We start from the raw sequence: 13,487 nt of genomic DNA, 5'->3' as shown, positions 1-13,487 counted from the left end.
ATACGGCAACAGGGCCATTGGGTGACCGACCCGCGTCAGCGGCGAGGTCGCCCGCATGGGCGGAGACGTGGCGATGATCGTCGAGTGTTTCGCGCGTCGCATCATGGCTCCGTTCCAGGGCGTGCTGCAGATGATCCGGGTCGGCGCCGGCGAGGCGGAGAGCGTCGACGGGCGCCACTGGGTGCTGTATGCGGCGCATCCCGATATCCTCGCGCATTCCGGTCTGTCCGAGGTGCGGTTCGGTACCTGGTCGACGGCCACCGGGCTGCGTCGCGCGGTCGTGCGCGGCACCGCCGCGGGCAGCCTGATCGAGCGTATCGGGCAGCCGCTGATCGGCGCCCTCGAGGCGTTTGCCGGACAGGCGCCGTTTCCGCTCCACGACCGCATGGAATATTGGCTGGTCGACGGACTCAGCGGCCGCCCTCTGATACTGCTCGACAGCCTGTTGGCGGATGAGCCGGTACCGCCGGCGGAGCCGCCGAACTGGTTGCCGGGCAAGGCCGCGCGTGACGAGTTCGCCGGGCTGGCGGAACTCGAGCAGATGCTGATCCGGCGCGCCGGGCCGCGTCCGCGCGGCCTGTGGTTCGAACGCGACGACCAGGGTGGTGGCCGCGACCCTGAACAGCGGTACCATCCGCCGCAGTATTTCCCGCGCCTGCTGTTGACCACCGACTGGCCGGAACCCCGGCAGCGAACCCTGGCACGTGCCTTCATCGACTGGTGGTCACCGGCGCTGCTTCAATTGCAGCACCTCAGTGACAGCGAACGCGGCAGCCTCGAACGTGCGGCTGCCCAGCGGGCTGGCGTGCTCGCGCGCCTGTTCCGCCTGTATCCAAAGACCATCGACGAGGACCTGATCAGGGTCGCACGCGTACAGGCGAGGATGCAGGCATCCCGTTCCAGCGTCGCGCATTACGAGGAACCCTTCCTTTGGCTCGAATAACGGCGCTGCCCCGCCGTCTGGTGGTGGCATGCGCTGAGCCGCGGGTCAGCGAGGCGTGGCTGGCCGCGCAGTTGCCGGACGTCCGCGCGGGGGTGCTGTGGATCGCCCGGCAGGCGCCCGAGGGGATCGACGCGGTCGGGCCGAGCGAGGTCCTGCAGCGTCTCGGGGACGAGTGCCGGCTGCTGGTGTACAACGCGTTCGACGGTTTCCATCCGGACGCGTTCGCCGCCGCGCTGGGTATGTTGCGCGGCGGCGGCGACTGCGTCCTGCTGGCCCCCCCGCTGGGCGGATGGGCCGGCTTTGCCGATCCCGACCGACGCCGTTTCGCCGCCTACCCGCACCTGCCCGACGCGATGCACGGGTACTTCCTCGAGCGGCTGGCGCGCATCTGGGGCGACCACCCGGCGGTCCGTCTCTGGTCGCCGGGCGAAACGCTGCGTGTGCGCCTGGCACCAGTTGACGACGACGGTGGTTTCGCGCTGCACGACGAACAGCGGGCGGTGGTCGCGGCGATCGAACGCGTGGCGCACGGCCATGCACGCCGACCGCTGTTGCTGACCGCGGACCGCGGGCGTGGCAAGTCGACCGCGCTGGGGATCGCTGCGGCGCGCCTGCTGCTCGATGGCCTGCCGCGGGTCAGTGTGGTCGCCCCGCACCGGGCGGCGGCAGCGACGCTGTTCCGGCATGCCGCGGCACATGCCGGCATCGCGTTTCACGGGGTCGCGGACCTGGCGATCGGCGATGGCGAGCTGCGCTTCTGCGTGCCGGTGGACCTGGTCGATGGCGAGCACGACGCGCCCGGCCTGGTGATCGTCGACGAGGCGGCGGCACTGCCGGTCGCGGTGCTCGGCGACCTGCTCGAGCGGGCCAACCGCCTGGTGTTCGCCACCACGGTGCATGGCTACGAAGGCAGTGGGCGCGGATTCGAATTGCGCTTTCGCGCGCTGCTCGACCGGCGCATGCCACACTGGCGCGCGTTGCACCTCACGATGCCGGCACGTTGGCCGGCCGATGACCCGCTGGAGGCCGCGACCCATGCCGGATTCCTGCTGGATGTCGAACTCGACGAGTCGCCTCCGGCCGTGGCCCCGGTCATCGACGTGCTCGGCCCCACCGATCTCCTCGCCAGTGAGTCGCTGTTGCGCGCGGTGTTCGGTCTGCTGGTGAACGCGCACTACCAGACGCGCCCCTCGGACCTGCGCCAGCTGCTCGACAACCCGGACGTGTCCATCTGGATAGCGCGTGCCGAAGGCGCCGTCGTCGGGGTGCTGCAATGCGTCACCGAAGGCGGATTCGATGCGTCGATGGCGCAACAGGTGTTGAATGGTGCGCGCCGCCCGCGCGGGCACCTGCTGCCGCAATCGCTGGCGGTGCATGCGGGAATAGATGCCGTACTCGCACAAAAGGTGTTGCGCATACAACGCATCGCTGTACACCCCCAGCGCCGTCGCCAGGGCATCGCCCGTGCCCTGCTCGAAGCCGCGGCGGCCCGGGCCGGATCTCTGCACTACGACCTGCTCGGTTGCGCGTTCGCCGCCGACGCGCCGCTGTTCGCATTCTGGGATGCGCTCGGCTTCGCGCCGGCACGATTGGGGGTGCGGATCGATCCGGCGAGCGCCGCACACACGCTGTTCATGTTGCGCGGATTGAGCGAGCCTGGACAGGCGTTGAGCGCGGAGGCGGCACGATGCTTTCGCGCGGATCTGCCGTGGTCGCTGGGCGCGATTCACGCACAGCTGGACGCGGGCCTGGCCGCGGACCTGTTGCGTGGCCGTAACTGCGAAGACCTGACCTTGTCGGCCGATGATCTGGAGACGCTGCGACGTATCGCGATCGGTGTGCGGCCGGTCGAGACGGCCGCCGGCGTGCTGTGGCGGGCACTGCTGCATATCGCCGCGGACGGCGTTGCCGCGACCGACGCGTTGGCGCCACTGCTCGCATGGCGACTACAGTGCCATTCCGTCGCATCGGTCTGTCGGCGGTATGCGATACAGGGCGGGCGTGCGCTCGAGCAAAGCCTGTTTGGTGTGCTGGCCGCACTGACCGGTGCGGGCCCGGTGCAAGGTTGACGGGTGTCGGCATGCGACATAAATTCGGCCACGGACAGAACAATTAGAGAGAGGGGGGGCTATGTTGAAGACAGGCGATACCGCGCCGGAATTTGAGCTGCCGGATGCCGATATGGCGATAGCGGATTCCGCGAGCCTCGTCGGGAAACCCTACGTGATCTATTTCTACCCGAAGGACGATACGCCTGGCTGCACCATGGAGGCCCTGGAGTTCACCGAACTGATGGATGAGTTTGAACAACGCGGTGTGTCGGTGATCGGGGTGAGCAAAGACAACTGCGCGAGCCATGGCGCCTTTCGCGACAAGTACGGCATCAATATCCGCCTGCTCGCAGACGTCGATGGTCAACTGTGCGACGCCTACGGTGTGTGGCAGGAAAAGGAAAAGAACGGTGAGAAAAAGATGGGCATAGTCCGCTCGACCTTCGTGGTCGATGCGCAAGGGCGCATCCGCGAGGCCATGTACGACGTGAAACCCAAGGGCCACGCAGAACACGTGCTCGAGATCGTGCGCTCGCTGTAAACAGATGCACCGTGTGGTCGACCGCTTTTGCGGTCGCGCCTATTCGCTTACCAGCGATTTCATTCCCTTGATGACGATATCGGCGTAACTCACGATACCGATCACCTGGCGATTTTCGACCACGGCTGCGCGGTTCAGGTGATAGCGTTCGAACAGCCTGGCGCAATAGCGAATGTCCATCGCCGGATCCACACCTATCAGCGGCTTGTGCATGATCTCGTAGATGTTGACCCGGTCGGGGGCACGATTGCGGGCCAGCACGTCGGTCGCGATGTCCTCCAGTTCGACGATGCCAAATTCATCGTCGTCGTTGCGCTTGCGTACGATCAGCGCCTTGGTGTCGATGTGTTTCATACTGCTCAACGCATCCGCGACGGTCGCGAGGCCGTCGACCGTGTCGAATTGGGTCTTCATCACGTCGCGCACGCGCACCACTTCGGGGCCGGTCATAGTTCTTCCTCAACAATTTCATGGAGTTTGGCAACCTGCGCGGTCACCCCAACGGCGTCTTCGACGTCGATCTGAATGGCGATGCCCGAACCGGGTTTGGAGTCGAATTCGCCCGCGTCGGCAATGCCTTCCAGGATGTGGCGCGCGAGGTGTTCCTCGACCAGGAACATCAGCATGTCGCGCTGGGTGTCCAGAGACAAGCCGAAAAAGGTCTTCGCCTCGACCAGGCCCTCGCCGCGAGCGTTGTTGATCACGGTCGCGCCGGTGGCACCGGCGTTGCGGGCCGCCTTGAGCACGGCATCGGTCTTGTCGTCGTTGACGAAAGCGATCAGCAGTTTGAAATGCATGGTCAGGTTCCTCGGTTGGATCCGTTCGTGCGTTTCGCACGCCACTCGGAGAGTTGCGCATAGGCCATTACGGTCATCATCGGAAACAGGCTGGCGAAGGCAATCAGGCCGAAACCGTCCAGCAACGGGCTGCGACCCGGCACCGTACTGGCGAGCCCCAGGCCCAGGGCCGCAACCAAGGGTACCGTGACGGTCGAGGTCGTGACACCTCCCGAGTCGTATGCGAGCGCAATGATCAGTCGTGGTGCGAAAAAGGTCTGGATGACGACCACCACATATCCCGCGATGATGAACCAGTGCAGCGGTGTGCCGGATACGATGCGGTAGGTGCCCAGCGCGATGCCGACCGCGACGCCGAGCGCCACGGCGACACGTAGTCCCAGCACGCCGATACTGCCGGCCGAAACCTGGTGGGCCTTGATGGCCACGGCGAGCAGCGACGGTTCGGCGATCGTGGTTGAGAACCCGATCGCGAACGCGAACAGGTAAACCCATCGGTAGTCCCACCAGCCGAACGCGTAGGCGTGATGCGTGACATCGGCGATGAACACCGGGTCCGTGAGTTGTGCGGCCATCAGCTTGCCGAGTGGAAACAAGGCCAACTCCAGGCCGTCGAGAAAGAATGCCAGACCGAACAACACATAAATGAATCCAATCAACACTCTGCCCAGGTGTGGGATCGGTCGGCGCAGAACGAAGATCTGGAAACCGAAGATGATCACCACGATGGGCACGACGTCGCTGATCGTTCCGTTGAGCGTCGTGAACAGTCCGCCGAGGGCGCCGGGCAGGCTCTGCAGCCAGTCGAGCATTGAACCAAACAGCCAATGCCCGGCGTTAGCGATCGGGTCGATCACGATACCGACCAAGGCCTCCACCTGGGCGGCGGCGGCGCGGAACGCCACGCCGAAAGGTCCATCGAGTTGCTGCGCATTGTCGCCGAATCCGAACGTGCCGTAGCCCATTACGAAGATCATCGGCGTCAGCGATGCGAACGCGATAAGCCCGAAACCATCGACCATCGGGTTACGCCCCTTGATCGACGACGCGAGCCCGACGCCCAGCGCGGTGACCAGCGGCACCGTGATGGTCGAGGTGGTGACGCCGCCGGAATCGTAGGCGATACCGATGATCTCAGGGGGGGCGAACGCCGTCATGATGATGACGCCGACGTAGCCGGTGATGATCAGGTAGTGGATGGGCCATCCACGGATGATCCTGAGGACCCCGATCAGGATCGCAAATCCCACCGATAGCGCGACGGTCAATCGCAGACCGTCTGCGTAGTCGGCTTTCGCAATCTCCGTGTCGGCGATCACCCGACCGGCCGCCGCCACCTCGGCGGCCTCTTCGGCCACTGCTATCAAGGCCGGTTCGGCGACCGTGGTGCCGAAACCCAACGCGAAGGCGAACATCAGCAACCAGCTCAGCGAGCCCTTGCGGGCAAAGGCATAGGCCATGCTCTCGCCGATCGGGAACAGGCCACTCTCCAGGCCGCGCACGAACAGTGCCAGACCGACGATCACAAACAGCGTACCCAGGAGGATGTCGTACAGGTTGGGAATCGGCTGACGCAGCACCAACAGCTGGAAAAATCCGATCACCACCATGATAGGCAGGAGGTCGCGCGTACTACCGAGCAACGGATTGATGAGCTGTCTGAGTCTATTCACTCGCGTCAGGTTGCCAAATCCGCCGGCCTGCCGCCAGCGCCTGCCGCCGGCCGAACTTGATCCCGGTTAACAAAAGCCAAATCGGGCCGAGAGGGCGCTACCGGTCAGTCTCGAAGCAATGTGCTTGGTGTGACCTCGAACAGCGCGGCCACGCGCAACCAGTCGGCGTCGGGCGGCGCGCTGATCGCGATCGGTGTCCCGTGAAACGGATGCACGAACGCCAGTCGCTGTGCCTGAAGCAGCATACGTTGCAGACCGAGGTGTTCGCGGAACAGGCGGTTGTGCGGTCCGTTGCCATGCGTGGTATCACCAATCAGATGATGCGATATGTGCTTCAGGTGCCGGCGGATCTGCTGCCGGCGCCCGGTCAGCGGCTTGACGCTGATCAGCGAATAGCGCGCCGAGCGATAGGGAGGCACGGCGATCGGCAACTCCAGTGTCGCGAGCTTGCGATAGAGGGTCGTTGCGGCCTGGGCGACACGGTTGCCATCGTCGTCGGCCACCGGGTGGTCGATCAGGCCATAGGGCTCGGTCCAACCGCGGACCACCGCGAGGTAGCGTTTGTCGACGCGGCGTTGCTCGAAGGCGGTGGCGAGCCGCCGTGCGGCATCGGCACTGCGGCCGAACACCAGCACGCCGGAGGTTGCGCGGTCGATCCGGTGTACGGGAAACACCCGTTGCCGTAGCTGGTCACGCAGCTGCTGCAAGGCGAACACCCGATCGCGTGCGATCGCGGTGCGGTGTACGAGCAGACCCGACGGCTTGTCGATCGCAACGTAGAACGGATCGCTAAATAGGATGTTCAGCGGCATGGGTAAGCTGCGCCGTGGGCCTGCGGGGATTCTAATCCAAGTCGCCAGGCGCTAATGTGCGCGCATGTCGTTGCGCATGCGTATCCTGTTGTTCCTGTTTTTGTTCGGCCTGCTGCCGCTGATCCTCGCGGTGGTCATCAACCTGCCGTTGGTCCTGGAGCGCGTGGACCTGTTCTACCGCCATGCCTTCCTGCAGAACCTGCGCGCCGACTTCAGCGATCTCGATCAGCATCTCGCCAGCCGCGATGCGAGCGTGCGCCTGCTGGCGAAGCTGCCCGAGCCCGGGGCGCTGGTAGGCAGCGACGCGGATCTGAACGATGCCGAGATAGACCTGGCGCGCGCGCGTTACACGCAGTGGATCAACCGGATCCTCGGTGAGGAGCGCGACATCACCGAGATCCTGTTTCTCGATGAGGACGGCATTCAGCGTTTCTGGCTGGAGCGCGAGACGGGTACCGGGAAATGGGTGCCGACCAGTCGTCGCCTGCGCGGTGTTCCGCCCGACCAGGTTGCGCTGCTGTTGTCCGGGCGCATGACCAACGTGGTGCTGAGCCCGTTGCGTATCGATCTCGACGCGGATGACCCGGCACGCGTGTTCACGCTGCAGCTGTTGAGTCCCATCGCCGCGGCCACACCGGGAGAACCGCCGATCGGCCTGGTCGCGATCACGCTCGACATCGCCGGCCTGGTGAGGCGCGACCAGAAGACCCTGTGGGTGCACGACGACGGAAACTACCTGCACCTGCCCGACGTGCCTTCGCACGACGGCAATGCGTTCGACGACTACCCTGGGCTCGCGGAGGATTTCAAGGCAAACCGGGTCGTGTTGTGGGAGAAAGGCGACCGGCGCGCGATCTGGGTACCGATGTTTCGCACCGTCGATGGTCGCACGCTGTGGGTCGGGCGACCGGTGGACGACGAACCTCTGCAGGTGTTCCGCACCGAGATCGTGCTGCGTGTCCTGTTGATCGTGCTCGGCCTGGTGGTGATGCAGTTCGTGGTCGCGCGTTGGATCACACGGCGTGCCGAGCGGATCGGGCGCGACCTCACCGAGGGTGTCCAGCGGACCCTGGAGTCGGACCAGCCGGTGGTGTTCGACTGGTCCGGTTCGCCCGAGTTGCGCCAGCTCGCCGCTGACCTGACCCGGTTGTCGCGTACCCACGCCAGCCAGACTCGCAACCTGCGTGAGCATGCCCGTGAGCTCGAAGCGACCAACCGTTACAAATCGCAGTTCCTGGCGAATGTCAGCCATGAACTGCGCACCCCACTGAACTCCATCCTGTTGCTGTCCAAGCTGCTGGCAGGCAAGCACGAGGAATTGGGCGAGGAGTCCCGCCAGCAGGCCGATGTGATCCACAAGGCGGCGTGCGACCTCAAGGCGCTGATCGACAACATACTCGATCTGTCGCGCATCGAGGCCGGCCGGTTGGATCTGCACCTCGAGAAGGTCGTTTTGAGCGAACTGCTCGAGGACCTGCGGCTGCTGTTGGATCCTCAGTTCGAGGCCAAGGGGCTGCACCTGGAGCTGCACATCGACCCCGGTACCGCCGTGCGGATCGAGACCGACGTCGAAAAGGTCCGCCAGGTGCTGAAGAATTTTCTCGCGAACGCGGTCAAGTTCACCGAGCACGGCAAGGTCACCTTGCGCGCCTCCCCGGCGCAGGCGCCCTACCGGGTTGCACTGTCGGTGCGCGACACCGGAATCGGCATCGCGCCCGGGAAACAGGAGGCGATCTTCGAGGCGTTCCAGCAGGCCGATGGTTCGACCAGCCGGCGATACGGGGGCACCGGCCTGGGCCTGACGATCAGCCGGCAGCTGGCCGACCTGCTGGGTGGCGAGATCCGGTTGGTCAGCGAACTCGGCCGCGGCGCCGAATTCACCTTGCTGCTGCCGGCGGTCTGCGGTGGCACCGACCAGCAGCCTCCGACCGCGGGCCGCGCAGTGCTGCCCGCGCCGGAAGTCGAGGCACCGCCGGTGCCCAGCGACCTGCGTGGCCTGCACGTGCTGCTGATGGAGCCCGATGTCCGCAGTCAGCTGCGACTGAGCGGCATATTGCACAGTTGGGGGATGCAGCTGCACCTCGCAGACGATCTCGAAGAGGCCAATGAGACCCTCGATGAGCTTCAGCGGGTCGATTTCCTACTGATAGATGCCCTCATGCCCGACGATAGTGCCTGTGTTACGATCCAGAAAATGCGCGAAAACCTGGGCAGCGGCTGTGTCGTGATCGGCCTGATGCCGGCGAGCCGCGAGGACGCGCGCGAGACCTGTTTGCGGCAGGGGGCGGACGATTTCATAACGATGCCCTGCGATGCCAATGACCTGGCAGAGGTGTTGATGCGCCATCTGCGGAAGCATGCCGAACAATGATCGGATGAAGCGTTACTCCGGATTCAAACTGCTGGCCGTCGACGACAACGAGCACAACCTGTTCACGTTGCGTGCGCTGGTGCAGCAGCATATGGACGTCGAGATCCTCGAGGCGCGCGGCGGTGCCGAGGCGCTCGAGATCGCCCAGGCACATCCGGATATCGATTTGATCATCCTCGATGTACAGATGCCCGAGGTCGATGGCTTCGAGACCGCGCAGATGCTCAAACTGCGCAAGAAGACCCGCGACATCCCGATCATCTTTCTGACAGCCGCGTTCAAGACCGAGGAATTCCAGCGCAAGGGCTACGATGTCGGTGCCGTCGACTATCTCCTGAAGCCGATCGATGACAACCAGTTCCTTAACAAGATCAGTACCTATTTCAGGCTGATCGAGAAGGAACGGGAACTCAATCGGGTACTCGAGGAGAAGGTCGCCCAACGCACCGCCGAGCTCGACCAGGCCAAGCAGTACCTCGAGAACATTCTCAAGTACATGGGCGAGGCACTGCTGGTGCTGTCGCCCGACGGGGTGATCCGCGAGGTCAACCCGGCGGCGTGCGACATGCTCGGATACCCGCGTGACGAACTCATCGGCATGTCGATCGGGGATGTGTTCGAAGAGGAAGGCGAGGATCAGGCGGGCGCCTTCATGGGCACCTGGCTGGAGGCACTGATCCGTACCGGTGCCCTGCGTGACATCGATGCCGCGTTCATCGCGAAGAGTGGTGAGCGCATCCCGATACTGTTTTCCCGCACCGCGGTGATGAATGCCGATGGTGGGATCGGCGATATCATCTGCATCGCCAAGAACATGCGGGGTTATCGCAAGGTGGCCGGGCAGGCGGATGCCTCGACTGCGGCTGGCTGAATCTGTAGGAGCAAGCAATGACAGAGCCCAGAGACCCGCAAGTGCCCGAAGACGAAGATCCGACCATGACCGCGAATGCGCTCAAGGCGATGGCACATCCCTTACGCTGGAAGATCCTCTGTACCCTCGGTGACCGGGAACTCTCGGTCGGCGAGATCGTCGAGCAGACCGGTACCTCGCAGAGCAATATCTCGCAACACCTCGAACAGCTACGCAACAAGAACATCGTCACTTCGCGCAAAGAAGCGAATCGGATCTACTACCGCATTCGCAATGGCAAACTGCTGGAGTTGATCGGTACGATGCGCACCGTGTTGTGCCCGACCTACCTGGACGATCGCTACCCCGGTAGTTGAGCTGCCTGCCGGGTCCCCCTCCACCATGCGGCAACGCATCGCGTCTTGCAGCCCGGTATGTCATTGACTGCATTCTACGAACGACGCCTGGCCGCTGACGGCCTGATCGCGGACGCCCACCAGCGCCAGGCGGTGGCGGCATTCGATCGTCTCATAACCGACCTGGATCGGCCTGCAGTCGGCGGCTGGAAGCGCTGGTTGCGGCCGGCCGAGCCGCCGGTCAGGGGCGTCTACCTCTGGGGCGGGGTAGGGCGCGGCAAGACGTGGCTGATGGATCTGTTCCATGACAACCTCGACGGCGTTGCCAAGACCCGCTTGCACTTCCATCGTTTCATGCAGTTGGTGCACGCCGAAATGGCGGCGATCAAGGGCAAGCCGAATCCCCTGCAGATCGTCGCCGCGCAGATGCGTCGCGAATGGCGCTTGTTGTGTCTCGACGAGTTCAACGTGGTCGATATCGGCGATGCCGTGATCCTGGCCGGTTTGTTGCGCAGCCTGTTCGAGCAGGGCGTGGCGCTGGTGACGACGTCCAACGTCGCGCCCGAGCATCTGTATCGCGACGGCATCCAGCGCGCCAGTTTTCTGCCGGCGATCGATCTGTTGAGCCGGCACACCGAGGTCGTCGAGTTGGCCGGGGAGCGCGATTTCCGGAAGATGATCCTGGAACAGGAGCGTGTCTACCATTGGCCGCTCGGCGCGGAGACCGACGCCGCCCTGGGTGCGGAATTCGACAGACTCGCGAACACCGATTCCGAAGGCCCGGGTGACCTTGTCGTCAATGGCCGCACGATGCCTTACCGCAGGCGAGCCGAGGATATCGTCTGGTTCGATTTCGAAGCATTGTGCGGACCGCCGCGCAGCCAGAACGACTACATCGAACTGGCGCGTTGTCACCAGACCGTGTTCATGTCGGACATCCCGGTCATGGGCGGTTCCCGGGATGATCGGACGCGACGCTTCATCTTCCTGATCGACGAATTCTACGATCGTCGTGTGAAGCTGATACTGAGTGCGGAGGCGCCGGCGGCGAGACTGTATATCGGAGAGCGCCTGGCGTTCGAGTTTCAACGTACCGTGAGCCGCCTGACCGAGATGCAGACCGCCGCCTATCTCGGCCGCGCGCATCTCGGTTGACGGCAGCATTTGCGGCGCCGGCCGCATTCAAACAATGAACAGGGGGGGATCAAAGGTGGAAACGCGCATCGGTTCGGGCGGGTTCAAGCGGTCGGCGGGTGCATGCGCGCAGGCGATACTGGGCGGGGGCGTTGCGATGCTGCTGGCCGCCGCCGCAACGGCGGAACTGCCGGCCGACGTCCTCGAGCCGAGCGTCACGATCGAGGAATTCGCCAACCGCAGCGAGGAGGCCTATTGGCTGAACAAGCGCAAGGCGGCGATCAAGGTCACACCGAAGCATGGTTCGCCCTACTACCTGGTCGATCCCGATGCGGACGGCGCCTACGAGATGCGGCGTGCGGGCCCCGACATCGACAACAAGCCCAGCATGTGGAAATTGCTGCAGTGGTGATGTCGGCGTTGCCCGTCTGCCCGGGACCGCGCGTCCCGGCTGCCGGCGGCGCGTATCAATGCATCGGGAATACGTAGTTCAACCACGCGGCCATGCGCAGCAGAACCTTGCGCATGATTCCCACGTGGTGAAAGTGGTCCGTGTAGATCGCGGCCTGTCCAAAGGTGCCGCTCGGTAGCGTGTATTCGTGAAACGCGGGGTCCGTGATCTCGATCGCCACCGGTACGCGTCCGGCGCTGCGTTCCTGGTCGAAGCGGATGAAGTTGGCATCCGGTCGGACCTGACCCTCGGCGATCGCGGGCAATACCTCGCGGACCCTGCCCTTGAAGATCACCCCGGGAACCGCGTCCAGTGCCAACTCGGCCTCGCTGCCCTGGATCAGTCGCAGCAGACTGTTCTGGCGAAACCATCCGAAGTAGATCCGCTCTTCCTGATGCAGGAAGTACATCACCGGGCTGATCGCCAGCGGGGTGGCCATCATGCCCGGACGCAACGCCAGCTGAGTGACCACGCCGTCGCTGGGCGCTGTGACGATCGTCTGTTGCAGATCGAAGCGCGCATCCGCGAGCTTGGCCTGCAGTTCGTCGACACGCGCCCGCGCCTCGTCGGCCGCGCGCTCGCTGCCGACCTTCTTGCGGAACAGTTCCTCGGCACGGTCGAGGTCCTTGCGTGCCGCGAGCAGCTCGGCATCCAGGCCGTTGACGGCCTCTTGAAACGGCTCGGGGTCGATCTGGAACAGGATATCGCCCTTCTTGACGGGTGTGTTCGGGCGGATCGGCACCTCGACCACGCGTCCGCGCACCTCGGAGATGATCGGCGTCGTGACGTAGTACTGACGAACCGTCTCGGAATAGGGATGGTTGTAGTTCATCAGCAGCAACAGCGTGCCGATCAGCACGATGCCACCGAGCACCGCGGTGGGTACGGTCCACTTGTTCAGCGGGACCTTGAAGACTTTGAAGACGACGACGCAGAAGGCGGCGTACGTGAGGATCAGCAACAAATCCATGGCGGGTCAGATCACTGGTCTGTGGGTTGTTCGAGTGCCACGAGGCGTTGCCGGATCGCAAGCAATTCGGCCTGCATCTCCGAGAGCTGTGCGTCGGAACCCGATGGCTGTGTCTGGAATCCCCAGCCACGGTCCGGGCGATAGAGGGTCGCCCAGATCCACAGGAAAGGCCAGATCGCGTGCAGCGTGAACAGACTGATCCAGCCGGCGACGTGCAACGCATCCTGGTGTGGGTGGTTACGGTGTTTGGCAATCTCGTAGGGGATGTCGTGGATCGCGATGATCCCGTAGAACAACACCACGACCACGAACACGAGCATGAAAAGGGCGAAGTAATCGAGAAACACCAAACACACTCCTGGGAAGTCGCGTCGGTATGCCGGTGCCGGTCGGGCCGTCGCGACGGTTCGGGGCATCCGGGTCGTCGCGATCTTCAGCGGATCGCCGGGTCCGCCGATGGGCAGGGATCGGGACGCACACCGGATCCTAGCGGCTAACGCGGCCCGCGACCAGCCGCAGGCATACCACCGAGATGCCC

At 64.3% G+C, this 13,487-nt stretch carries 14 protein-coding genes; 8 read left to right on the top strand and 6 right to left on the bottom strand.

Annotation, left to right across the window (positions count from 1 at the left end):
* Nucleotides 1-55 precede the first annotated feature (55 nt).
* From H6955_13760 to H6955_13750, 3 genes are all read left to right on the top strand, one after another.
* The gene (locus tag H6955_13760; GenBank protein ID MCP5314618.1) at nt 56-943 is read left to right on the top strand and encodes a hypothetical protein; all 888 of its coding nucleotides are present in this window, start codon (nt 56-58) and stop codon (nt 941-943) included.
* Nucleotides 931-3,012 (top strand): tRNA(Met) cytidine acetyltransferase, encoded by a 2,082-nt coding sequence (locus H6955_13755; GenBank protein MCP5314617.1) that lies wholly within the window; start codon nt 931-933, stop codon nt 3,010-3,012. Before H6955_13760 ends, H6955_13755 begins: the two co-directional genes overlap by 13 nt.
* A gap of 61 nt (nt 3,013-3,073) precedes the next feature.
* Nucleotides 3,074-3,535 (top strand): peroxiredoxin, encoded by a 462-nt coding sequence (locus H6955_13750; protein ID MCP5314616.1) that lies wholly within the window; start codon nt 3,074-3,076, stop codon nt 3,533-3,535.
* A 39-nt stretch (nt 3,536-3,574) separates the two neighbouring features.
* On the opposite strand, the gene H6955_13745 is transcribed toward H6955_13750, so the two are convergent.
* The 4 genes from H6955_13745 to H6955_13730 all read right to left on the bottom strand — a co-directional run bounded on the left by H6955_13745 (nt 3,575) and on the right by H6955_13730 (nt 6,817).
* Nucleotides 3,575-3,985: a CBS domain-containing protein gene (locus H6955_13745; protein ID MCP5314615.1), complete on the bottom strand. Its 411-nt coding sequence runs from the start codon at nt 3,983-3,985 to the stop codon at nt 3,575-3,577.
* Entirely contained in the window at nt 3,982-4,332 is a 351-nt protein-coding gene (locus tag H6955_13740) for a P-II family nitrogen regulator (protein ID MCP5314614.1), read from the bottom strand. Before H6955_13740 ends, H6955_13745 begins: the two co-directional genes overlap by 4 nt.
* 2 nt (nt 4,333-4,334) lie before the next feature.
* A complete protein-coding gene (locus H6955_13735) occupies nt 4,335-5,942 on the bottom strand; it encodes a DUF1538 domain-containing protein (protein ID MCP5314613.1) in 1,608 nt (535 codons plus the stop codon).
* 167 nt (nt 5,943-6,109) lie between these two features.
* The gene (locus H6955_13730) at nt 6,110-6,817 is read right to left on the bottom strand and encodes a pseudouridylate synthase (GenBank protein ID MCP5314612.1); all 708 of its coding nucleotides are present in this window, start codon (nt 6,815-6,817) and stop codon (nt 6,110-6,112) included.
* 64 nt (nt 6,818-6,881) lie between these two features.
* Between H6955_13730 and H6955_13725 the strand changes: the two genes are divergently transcribed.
* The 5 genes from H6955_13725 to H6955_13705 are packed head-to-tail and all read left to right on the top strand — an operon-like array spanning nt 6,882 to nt 11,940.
* Complete coding sequence (locus tag H6955_13725) at nt 6,882-9,188, top strand: response regulator (protein ID MCP5314611.1); 2,307 nt, start codon at nt 6,882-6,884, stop codon at nt 9,186-9,188.
* 4 nt (nt 9,189-9,192) lie between these two features.
* Nucleotides 9,193-10,059 (top strand): response regulator, encoded by an 867-nt coding sequence (locus H6955_13720; GenBank protein ID MCP5314610.1) that lies wholly within the window; start codon nt 9,193-9,195, stop codon nt 10,057-10,059.
* A 17-nt stretch (nt 10,060-10,076) separates the two neighbouring features.
* Entirely contained in the window at nt 10,077-10,415 is a 339-nt protein-coding gene (locus H6955_13715) for a helix-turn-helix transcriptional regulator (protein ID MCP5314609.1), read from the top strand.
* Nucleotides 10,416-10,472: 57 nt separating this feature from the next.
* Nucleotides 10,473-11,549, top strand: a complete 1,077-nt coding sequence (locus tag H6955_13710; GenBank protein ID MCP5314608.1) for a cell division protein ZapE — start codon at nt 10,473-10,475, stop codon at nt 11,547-11,549.
* A gap of 55 nt (nt 11,550-11,604) precedes the next feature.
* The gene (locus H6955_13705) at nt 11,605-11,940 is read left to right on the top strand and encodes a DUF2782 domain-containing protein (protein MCP5314607.1); all 336 of its coding nucleotides are present in this window, start codon (nt 11,605-11,607) and stop codon (nt 11,938-11,940) included.
* Between the two features lie 55 nt (nt 11,941-11,995).
* On the opposite strand, the gene H6955_13700 is transcribed toward H6955_13705, so the two are convergent.
* Both H6955_13700 and H6955_13695 read right to left on the bottom strand, forming a co-directional pair.
* On the bottom strand, nt 11,996-12,949 hold the full coding sequence (locus H6955_13700; protein MCP5314606.1) for an HlyD family secretion protein: 954 nt from the start codon (nt 12,947-12,949) through the stop codon (nt 11,996-11,998).
* 11 nt (nt 12,950-12,960) lie between these two features.
* Nucleotides 12,961-13,296 (bottom strand): DUF3302 domain-containing protein, encoded by a 336-nt coding sequence (locus H6955_13695; protein MCP5314605.1) that lies wholly within the window; start codon nt 13,294-13,296, stop codon nt 12,961-12,963.
* Nucleotides 13,297-13,487: the final 191 nt, after the last annotated feature.

The organism is Chromatiaceae bacterium, assembly GCA_024235395.1.
Classification (GTDB): domain Bacteria; phylum Pseudomonadota; class Gammaproteobacteria; order Chromatiales; family Chromatiaceae; genus Thiosocius.
This window is presented reverse-complemented; position numbering and strand designations above follow the sequence as displayed.

Coding starts and splice junctions, on each gene's coding strand:
- H6955_13700 (MCP5314606.1), bottom strand. CDS start 12,949: ATGGATTTGTTGCTGATCCTCACGTACGCCGCCTTCTGCGTCGTCGTC.
- H6955_13750 (MCP5314616.1), top strand. CDS start 3,074: ATGTTGAAGACAGGCGATACCGCGCCGGAATTTGAGCTGCCGGATGCC.
- H6955_13710 (MCP5314608.1), top strand. CDS start 10,473: ATGTCATTGACTGCATTCTACGAACGACGCCTGGCCGCTGACGGCCTG.
- H6955_13745 (MCP5314615.1), bottom strand. CDS start 3,985: ATGACCGGCCCCGAAGTGGTGCGCGTGCGCGACGTGATGAAGACCCAA.
- H6955_13760 (MCP5314618.1), top strand. CDS start 56: ATGGGCGGAGACGTGGCGATGATCGTCGAGTGTTTCGCGCGTCGCATC.
- H6955_13735 (MCP5314613.1), bottom strand. CDS start 5,942: ATGGTGGTGATCGGATTTTTCCAGCTGTTGGTGCTGCGTCAGCCGATT.
- H6955_13720 (MCP5314610.1), top strand. CDS start 9,193: ATGAAGCGTTACTCCGGATTCAAACTGCTGGCCGTCGACGACAACGAG.
- H6955_13715 (MCP5314609.1), top strand. CDS start 10,077: ATGACAGAGCCCAGAGACCCGCAAGTGCCCGAAGACGAAGATCCGACC.
- H6955_13725 (MCP5314611.1), top strand. CDS start 6,882: ATGTCGTTGCGCATGCGTATCCTGTTGTTCCTGTTTTTGTTCGGCCTG.
- H6955_13730 (MCP5314612.1), bottom strand. CDS start 6,817: ATGCCGCTGAACATCCTATTTAGCGATCCGTTCTACGTTGCGATCGAC.
- H6955_13740 (MCP5314614.1), bottom strand. CDS start 4,332: ATGCATTTCAAACTGCTGATCGCTTTCGTCAACGACGACAAGACCGAT.